Origin of the sequence: Blastochloris sulfoviridis (genome assembly GCF_008630065.1) — a bacterium.
In the GTDB taxonomy this organism is placed as follows: Bacteria; Pseudomonadota; Alphaproteobacteria; order Rhizobiales; family Xanthobacteraceae; genus Blastochloris; species Blastochloris sulfoviridis.
The window spans coordinates 1-569 of the sequence record NZ_VWPL01000081.1 but is presented as its reverse complement, the minus strand read 5'-3'; the positions used below and the strand labels follow the sequence as shown (position 1 = coordinate 569).

General features: G+C 69.2%; 1 protein-coding gene. It reads right to left on the bottom strand.

Going from position 1 to position 569, the window contains the following annotated elements; genetic code table 11:
* Window positions 1-569 (bottom strand): MFS transporter (locus F1193_RS16920; protein WP_150098958.1); only part of this gene is annotated, 569 nt, incomplete at both ends.

Genomic DNA, 569 nt, shown 5'->3' with positions numbered 1-569 from the left:
AGGCCCCAGCGATTGAGGTTGTTGAAGCCGAAGCTGATGAAGATGATCGCGGTCGCCGCAAGCACGACGCCGATGAGATCGATCTGCACCTCGGGGCGGCACTCGTCGCGCTTGAGCCTGAAGCTCAGCACGAACACGATCGCCGCCAGCGCGATGAGAATGCCAAACACCGGGCGCCAGCCGATGAAGGTGCCGAGCACGCCGCCGATGAGGAAGGCGGCAACCCCGGCGCCGGCGCGCGCCGACCCCAGCGCGCCGAGCGCGGTGGCCTGCTGCCGGCCCCGATAGTTCTCGGCGATGAGCGCCACGAGCGAGGGCACCAAAGCCGCGCCGGCCGCGCCGGACAACGCCTGCGCGGCGATCATCGCCGTGGCGTTGGGGCTGAACGTCATCAGCACCTGCGCGGCGCCGAACACCGCCACCACCGCGCGGAACACGCGGACCGCTCCGAAACGCTGGTTGAGCTTGGCGCCCAGCATCACGAAGCCGGCCACCAGCATGGAATACGTCACGATGCCGGTGGCCACGGTGGTGGGCGGCACGTTGAAGCTCGCCACCATGCCGCCCAT